Annotated in this window: 7 protein-coding genes and 1 tRNA gene; 4 read left to right on the plus strand and 4 right to left on the minus strand. The window is 66.9% G+C overall.

The window, feature by feature from the left end; all coding sequences use genetic code 11:
- Positions 1–274: 274 nt before the first annotated feature.
- Positions 275–685: a hypothetical protein gene (locus tag GUY59_RS44885; protein WP_138208382.1), complete on the minus strand. Its 411-nt coding sequence runs from the start codon at positions 683–685 to the stop codon at positions 275–277.
- 273 nt (positions 686–958) lie between these two features.
- Here GUY59_RS44885 and GUY59_RS44890 point away from each other — a divergent pair, with 273 nt between their 5' ends.
- Positions 959–2,956: an ATP-binding protein gene (locus GUY59_RS44890; RefSeq protein WP_252375254.1), complete on the plus strand. Its 1,998-nt coding sequence runs from the start codon at positions 959–961 to the stop codon at positions 2,954–2,956.
- Positions 2,957–3,341: 385 nt separating this feature from the next.
- Here the strand turns inward: GUY59_RS44890 and GUY59_RS44895 are convergent.
- A tRNA-Lys gene (locus GUY59_RS44895) sits at positions 3,342–3,418 on the minus strand.
- Between the two features lie 103 nt (positions 3,419–3,521).
- Between GUY59_RS44895 and GUY59_RS44900 the strand changes: the two genes are divergently transcribed.
- Both GUY59_RS44900 and GUY59_RS44905 read left to right on the plus strand, forming a co-directional pair.
- Positions 3,522–4,361 (plus strand): AAA family ATPase, encoded by an 840-nt coding sequence (locus GUY59_RS44900; protein ID WP_138208380.1) that lies wholly within the window; start codon positions 3,522–3,524, stop codon positions 4,359–4,361.
- Positions 4,354–5,727, plus strand: a complete 1,374-nt coding sequence (locus GUY59_RS44905; protein WP_138208379.1) for a vWA domain-containing protein — start codon at positions 4,354–4,356, stop codon at positions 5,725–5,727. Before GUY59_RS44900 ends, GUY59_RS44905 begins: the two co-directional genes overlap by 8 nt.
- A gap of 4 nt (positions 5,728–5,731) precedes the next feature.
- On the opposite strand, the gene GUY59_RS44910 is transcribed toward GUY59_RS44905, so the two are convergent.
- Complete coding sequence (locus GUY59_RS44910; protein WP_252375252.1) at positions 5,732–6,478, minus strand: nuclease-related domain-containing protein; 747 nt, start codon at positions 6,476–6,478, stop codon at positions 5,732–5,734.
- Between the two features lie 174 nt (positions 6,479–6,652).
- Here GUY59_RS44910 and GUY59_RS44915 point away from each other — a divergent pair, with 174 nt between their 5' ends.
- Positions 6,653–7,273 (plus strand): TetR/AcrR family transcriptional regulator, encoded by a 621-nt coding sequence (locus tag GUY59_RS44915; RefSeq protein WP_138208377.1) that lies wholly within the window; start codon positions 6,653–6,655, stop codon positions 7,271–7,273.
- Here GUY59_RS44915 and GUY59_RS44920 read toward each other — a convergent pair.
- Positions 7,244–7,814 (minus strand): acyl-CoA dehydrogenase family protein (locus GUY59_RS44920; RefSeq protein ID WP_161715057.1); only part of this gene is annotated, 571 nt, incomplete at its 5' end. The genes GUY59_RS44915 and GUY59_RS44920 overlap by 30 nt on opposite strands.

The raw sequence follows: 7,814 nt of genomic DNA on the forward strand, positions 1-7,814 counted from the left end.
TCAAAGGCTGGAGAATCTTGCGCAAGCTACGCTGCAGCCCGTCCAAGGCCGGCCACCTCTGCAAGGCCATCGCCGTCCTTCAAAACCATCGCGTCACCCAAGCCGGGTGAGCCTGAAATAGGTTCACAGTACGACTGGCTGGTGAGACAGCGTGCGCGGTGCGACCGGGTCAATGTCGAGATGATGCTCCGGGCTTACCGGTGGTGGCCGAGTTCTGCGGGCCGGCACCCATCAGTCCCGGAATGTCGGGCATACCCGGCCAGGATTCGAATCGCTAAGGCTTTCCACCGCTTGGCGGAGGCGTGCCGAAGCTGATCGGCCCTGAGAAGTCACGGCCCTGGATCAGGGGCCCCGTGACCTGCGCACTTCCTGCCACCACATTCGTGGGCCCGTCGGACTTCGGGAGCGCCTTGATGCTCTCGAGCCAGGCGGACAGCTCGCTGGCGAACTGCGTGTCCCAGCCAGCCCGCTCCACCAGCACTTCGGACAACTCGGTGACGTCCCGCCCATCTGTCCTGACGGCTTCGACCAGCTCCAATGCTGTTTGCTGTTCATCCTTCTTGCCGAAGGCCTTCTTCACCATGGTCGTGAGCGACATCCAGGCCGCTTTGCCCGCTTCACCCGTTGCCCCGGTGACGAGGCTGGTGACGCCCGCCGCCACAAGTGCCACGACGGTCTCGTCCATATTGGCCCTCTTATCTCCGCGAATCGTTCCCGACTCGAACCGATATGTTCAGCCTGATGACATGGTACGAGTCAGGATGCAATCCTGGAATAGGCGTCAAGTCGTCGGCAGGGAGCCAGGCAGGCCGTGATCGCGCAGACTTCACCTTCCGCGGAGTCAGAGGACGAGTCGACCAACGTGTTGTCGGGTACGGTCCACGGTCCGGCCATCCAGGCAGGGACGATCAGTGGCGACGTGCAGATCCACTGGCAAGAAGCGGCTTCAGCTCCTGTTGTGCCGCGACAGCTACCACCTGCCACAAGCCGCTTTACTGCGAGGAAAGCCGAGCTCGCTGCCCTGAGCCGAGCCCTAAGTGAGCGGAAACCCGGGCTCAGCGCCATCTATACAATCACTGGTATGGCGGGGATCGGCAAGACGACCCTCGCCCTCCACTGGGCGCACAGCGTCGCCGACCGATTTCCTCATGGTCAGCTCTACGTCAACCTGCGGGGATTCGATCCCAGCGGTACGCCGGTCACCCCAAGTCAGGCGTTGAGGGGATTTATTGCCGCGTTGGGAGTAAGGCCAGATAATATCCCGTTCGAGATAGCTGATCAGATCTCACTCTACCGCTCACTGCTCGACGGGCGGCAAGTTCTGGTCGTCTTGGACAACGCGCTGAATACTGACCAGATACGTCATCTCCTTCCTGGATCCCCCACCTGCATGGCTATCGCAACCAGCCGGAACAAGTTGGGAGCGTTGGTGGCCAACGACGGCGCCACGCCTTTGGCGATGAAATTGCTGGAGCAAGGGGAGGGTGCTGAGCTATTGGCCTGCTACCTGAGCAGCGAACGCGTGGAGCATGAAAGAAGCGCAGCGGCCACACTTGTGGAACTTTGTGGAATGTTGCCGCTCGCGTTGAGCATAGTCGGGGCACGGGCGGCGATTTACAATTGGCCGTTGGAATCGCTCACCGACGACCTGCGCTCCGAGAGAGATCGGCTCTACGCCTTGGACCTACATGACAGTGAAACGACAAACATCGCGTCCGTCTTCTCCTGGTCCTACCGCAACCTGGCTCCCGAGCCTGCCAGGATATTTCGCCTGCTGGGCCTGGCTCCCGGCCCCGAGATCAGTCTCGCCGGAGTGTCGACGCTCGCCGGCACTCCCCTTCCAGTGACCCGCCGCTTGCTCGACGTGCTCGTGGAGGCCAACCTCGTCAGCGAGTTGACTCGCGACCGTTACCGCGTCCACGACCTGCTGCGTACCTTCGCGGCGGATCAGGTGGAGCGCGATGAGTCGGTCCAATCCCGGCAGGAGGCAATGCGGCGTCTGCATGATTTCCTGCTGTTGGCAGCGGATACGGCCGATCGCGTGATAAGCCCAAATCGCGCCCGCATCGAACTCCTTCCGGCGGCTGGTGTCTCCTCCAAGCCGAAGTTCTCCACATACGGGGAGGCCGTTGGTTGGCTGGAGACGGAGCACACAGCGCTGGTGGAAGGCATCTATCATGCTCTGCGAAATGGGTTTGACTCGCATGCTTGGCGGCTCGCCTGGACGCTTGGTGTCTACTTCGACCGGCGCGGCCATGCGTTTGATCGCTTGCGCACAGGTGAAGCCGCCCTACAAGCCACTTCACGACTCGGGGACCGCGAGGCTGAAGCGCTGATCCGTACCAGCATCGGATACGCACACGCTCGGATCGGGCACTTCGCCGAGGCCGAGGAGCAATTGCTCCAAGCACTGGAAGCACTGCGGCGGATCGGCTCGGAGGTGTACGAGGGCAACGCCTTGATCGCCTTGGCCATCGTGTACGAGGAGCAGGACCGATATGGAGAGGCCAAAGGGCATCTCGAACGCGCGATCCGTCTGCACGAGCGTCATCACGACCGGGCAGGCCAAGCCCACACCCTGGAGAACCTCGGCTGGTGCCATGCCCATCTCGGCGAGTTCCAAGCCGCGCTGCGCACATGCGAGGCCGCGTTGGCACTCTTCCGCGAGCTCAACGATCAGGACGGCCAGGCTGACACTCTCGACAGCCTTGGATACACCTACGCTCAGCTCGCGCAGCATGAGCAGGCACTCGGCCACTACGAGTCAGCGTTGGCCCTGTGGCGGGACATGGGCAACCGATACGACGAGGCGGACGTCCTGACCAGAATCGGCGATTCGCACGCGGCGTTGGGTGCTCAGGAGGGCGCCCACGAAGCATGGCAGCAGGCCTTGTTCATCTTCGATGAGTTGGCGCAACCGGATGCGGAGCTTCTCCGCGCCAGACTGGCACGTTGATCGCCTCTGCACAGCAAGCCTCTGGCTCCATAGGCGAGAAGCGGATCTGAATCTGTTCCTCAGAGGAGGTCAGAACACCTCCACTGCCAAGCGGCAAGAACATGCGCTTCAGGCAGTTTGATCAACTCTTTGTCGGAAGGAAAGCACATCGCGGACCGGCATGCCCACCGCACCTTCCGGCTTGGCGTTCTCTTGATCGTCTTGCGGGTCTGACCTGACGAACGGGCCCAAGCCGGGTTCCTGAACGCCCCGCCACGTGCCGAAACCGTGCCGAAGAGCAACCACCGAGCAACCAATGGCGCGCCTCGATCGGTCCAGAGGCGGGCAGAGGTCCTTCAGAAACCGAGAAACCCCAGCTCAGCGTACTGAGTTGGGGTTTCTCGTGTGGTGCGCCGCCAGGGACTCGAACCCCGGACCCGCTGATTAAGAGTCAGCTGCTCTGACCAACTGAGCTAGCGGCGCTGGCACTGCTGAGGAATATACCGGTGATCCGCATCCTGGTCGAATCGGTATCAGCCCGGCCCGAACGCTAGAATAAAGTTCGGCACCGACGACAGGAGCATCGATGTTCGACTCGCCCGCCGACGTGACGGAGCGGCTCGCCGCCGTGGACTACCTCTCCGACGACGCCATCTCCACGTCGGTGTTCCTGGCCGCGGCGCTGGGCAAGCCGCTCCTCGTCGAAGGGCCGGCGGGGGTCGGCAAGACGCAGCTGGCCAAGGCGGTGGCGCAGGCCACCGGCGCCGGGCTGATCAGACTCCAGTGTTACGAAGGGCTCGACGAGGCCAGGGCGCTCTACGAGTGGAACTACAAGAAGCAGCTGCTCAGGATCCAGGCGACCAGCGCCGACGACGACATCTTCACCGAGGAGTTCCTGCTGGAGCGGCCCCTGCTCAAGGCGATCAGGTCCGCCGAACCCGCCGTGCTGCTCATCGACGAGACCGACAAGGCGGACGTCGAGGTCGAGGGGCTGCTGCTGGAGCTGCTGTCCGACTTCCAGGTGACGATCCCCGAGCTGGGCACCATCACCGCGACGCGCCGGCCGTACGTGGTGCTGACCTCCAACGCGACCCGCGAGCTGTCGGAGGCGCTCAAGCGGCGCTGCCTCTACCTGCACATCGAATACCCCACCCCCGAGCGGGAGCGGGACATCGTGCTCGCGCAGGTGCCGGGCCTGCGGGCCGGCCTCGCCGAGCAGCTGGCCGGTACGGTCGCCACGCTCAGGGCGCTGGAGCTGAAGAAGGCGCCGTCGGTGGCCGAGACCGTCGACTGGGCCAACACGCTGCTGGCGCTCGGGCGGGCCGAGCTGGACGAGGCGACAGTCGCCGGCACGCTCGGCGTCGTGCTCAAGCACGCCTCCGACCACGCCAGGGTGGTCAAGGAGCTGGGGCTGACGGATGCCTGAGCCCGGGTCGCTGATCGACCGCCACGTGGGCTTCGTGCACGCGCTGCGCGAGGCCGGGGTGCCGGTGTCGGTGGCGGAGGGGCTGGACGCGGCCGGCGCGCTGCGAGCGATCGAGCTGACCGACAGGGAGTCGCTGCGCGCCGCGTACGCGGCCACGCTGGTCAAGAAGCCCGCCTACCGGCCGGGGTTCGACGTGCTGTTCGACCTGTGGTTCCCGGCGTCGACGACCGGGTCGCGGGCCGAGCGGCCCGGCGGCGCGGCCGATCCGGAGACGGCCACGGTCCCCGAACTCCGCGAGCACCTGGCCGGCCTGCTGACCGGCGGCGCCGACCCGGAGCTGCGCGCGTTCGCCCAGGCCATGGTCGGGCGGTTCGGCCGCCAGGACTCCGGGCCCGGGCGGCAGAACTGGTTCTCCTACAGCGTCATGCGCGCCCTGTCCCCCGAGACGCTGATGGCCGGCATCCTCCGCGCCGGGCTGCCGGACGGCGAGCGCGGCGGACTGGCCGAGAAGACCCTGCGGCAGCGGGTCGGCGCCGGGCTGCGGCGCTTCGAGGAGGCCGTGGCCACCGACGTGCGCCGCCGGATCGCCGAGGACTCCGGCATCGAACGCATCGCCCGCTCCGCCGTACGCCCGCCGCTCGACCAGATCGACTTCCTGCGCATCGCGAGGGCCGACCTGGCCAGGCTGCGCCGGGAGGTGCATCCGCTGGCCCGCCGCCTGGCCGCGCGGCTGACGATCAAACACAGGAAGGGCAGGCGCGGCCGGCTCGACTTCCGCAGGACGATGCGGGCCTCGTTGCAGAGCGGCGGCGTGCCGCTGACCGTCCACGTCAAGCCCCCGCGACCGCACAGGCCCGAGCTCGTCGTCCTCTGCGACACCAGCGACTCGGTCTCGTCGTTCGCGCACTTCACGCTGCTGCTCACGTACGCGCTGAGGGAGCAGTTCGCCAAGGTGCGGGCGTTCGGCTTCGTGGACACGGTGGACGAGATCACCCGGTTCTTCGCCCCGGGCGCCGACGTCGTGGAGGCCATGGCCAGGCTGGCGGACGAGGCCGACATGGTGCGCTTCGGCCGGACGAACTACGGGCACGCGCTGGAACGTTTCGCCGAGCGGTACGGCGACGCGATCGGCCCGAAGACCTCGCTGCTGATCCTCGGCGACGCGCGCTCCAACTACCAGCCGCCCGCCCTGGACGTGCTGGAGTCGCTCGTGTCCCGCGCCCGCCACGCCTACTGGCTCAACCCGGAGCCGCGGCGGCAGTGGGACACGGGCGACTCGCTCGCGAGCGACTACGGGCAGGTCGTGCCGATGCACGAGTGCCGCAACGTCGCCCAGCTCACGGCGTTCATCGAGACGCTGGCCTGAGGGGTCAGACCCGCTGGAGCTCCCTGGCCGCCGTACGGGTGAGCACCTCGATCTGCTCGTCGCTGAGCACGCCGCCCTCGGCCGATCTGATCAGCTTGCCGGTCAGGCGCGGTTTGAGCAGCGTGATGCCCTCCGCGTGCACGATGCCGCTCTTGGGCAGCAGGCCGCAGTGCACGGCGAGCAGGGGCGTGATGGTCACCGCGATGCCCGTCTCGCGGTTGAGCAGCTCGGCGAACGCCTCGGCGGCCTCCACCAGCGGCTTGGCCGTCTTGGAGCCGTATTTCTCGCCGAAGAAGAGCCGCCCCGCGTAGCAGGCGATCTCGGTGTCGGGGCTCCACGACTCGTTGTCGACGACCCAGACGCCTCCTGGGCCGATCACGAGGTGGTCGATGGAGGCCTTCCCGCGGATGGCGCGGCCGTCGAGGACGTTGTAGCCAAGGCGCCGCAGTGACCGGCGCAGGTGCCTGCCGGTGATCACCTCACCCCGCCGCGCTCCCCGCCAGACCGCTGTGGCGTGGAAGGCCCGCCAGTGGTAGAGCCAGTCTCCCGCGGCCACGAGGCCGGCGAAGAGCAGCGCGAACAGCGGCGAGAAGGCGGTGAGGTCGAACCTGATCGCCACTGCGGCGCCGAGCACGAGCCCCACGCCGGCCTTGATGTACCGAGACCTGCGCCGGTTCTGGGCGTCCTCGCGCCAGAACTTCTCGTACCACCATTGCGGGGATGACCCTGTGTACTTTTCGTCCTGCTTCACGTAGATAGAGCCACCTGGCACGGCAAACTCCCCGAATGAGTAGATGTCTAGCAGGATCTGCCACGCCGAAGATCCCTCGCCGGTCAAGAGATACCCGCTCCTAACCAAGGCGAGCCTAAGGTGACGGAATTAGTACCTGCAAGACCACCCAATGTGCTCAACCGACCAGTCGGTATGCTAAGGCGGGTGACCAAGGGGGACCACGTGAAAGAAGAACCGGTCAGGCAGCGCATCCTCGCCGAGGCGACCAGGCTGTTCGCCGAGCGAGGCTTCGAGAGCACCTCCGTGCAGGAGATCGTGGTGGCCGCGGGCGTCACGAAAGGCGCCATGTACCACTACTTCGACTCGAAGGACGACCTGCTGCACGAGATCTACGGCCGGGTGCTGCGCATGCAGACGGACAGGCTGGCGCAGATCGCCGACGGCCCGGGCACGCTGAAGGAACGCCTGCACCGGGCCGCCGCCGACGTCGTCGAGACCACGACCGCCAACCTCGACGACTCCAAGATCTTCTTCCGGTCGATGCACCTGCTCGCCCCCGAGACGCGCAAGACCGTACGCGCCGAGCGCCGCCGCTACCACGAACGGTTCCGCGACCTCGTGGCCGAGGGGCAGCGCACCGGCGTCTTCAGCGACCGGGTCCCCGCCGAGCTGGTCGTCGACTACTTCTTCGGCTCCGTGCACCACCTGGGCACCTGGTTCCACGCGGACGGCCCGCTGAGCGGCGCCCAGGTGGGCAGGCACTTCGCCGACCTGCTCCTCACCTCACTCGGGGCCGCGGACGTCGACCAGTGAGGCCAGCGCCTCCCGGTGGTCGCCCGGCGTACCGAGCGCGATCTCGCCGGCCTTGGCGCGCTTGAGGAACAGATGCACGGGGTGCTCCCAGGTCATCCCGATCCCGCCGTGCAGTTGCACGGCCTCCTCCGCCGCGTGCACCGCCACGCCGGCGTTCCACGACTGGGCCACGGCCACCGACACGGCCGAGGGGTCGGCGGCGGCGCTCCTGGCGGCGGCCCTGGCCCTGACCACGTCCAGCCACAGGTCCGCCAGCCGGTGCTTGAGCGCCTGGAACGAGCCGATCGGCCGGGCGAACTGGTGACGTTCCTTGACGTAGGCGAGCGTCGTGCCGAGGCACCATTCGGCCACCCCGAGCTGCTCCGACGCCAGCAGCGCCGCCCCTGCCCGCAGCACCCCCGCCAGGTCGCACGCTCCCAGCCGCCTCGCGCTCGCCCGGTCGAACGTCACGGTGGCGACCGGCCTCGTCAGGTCGAGCGAGGGCACGACCTCGACCGCGACTCCCCCGGCCGCGCCTTCCCTGACCTGTCTCTTATACACA

The sequence above is a fragment of the Nonomuraea sp. K271 genome (genome assembly GCF_009908215.1).
In the GTDB taxonomy this organism is placed as follows: domain Bacteria; phylum Actinomycetota; class Actinomycetes; order Streptosporangiales; family Streptosporangiaceae; genus Nonomuraea; species Nonomuraea longispora.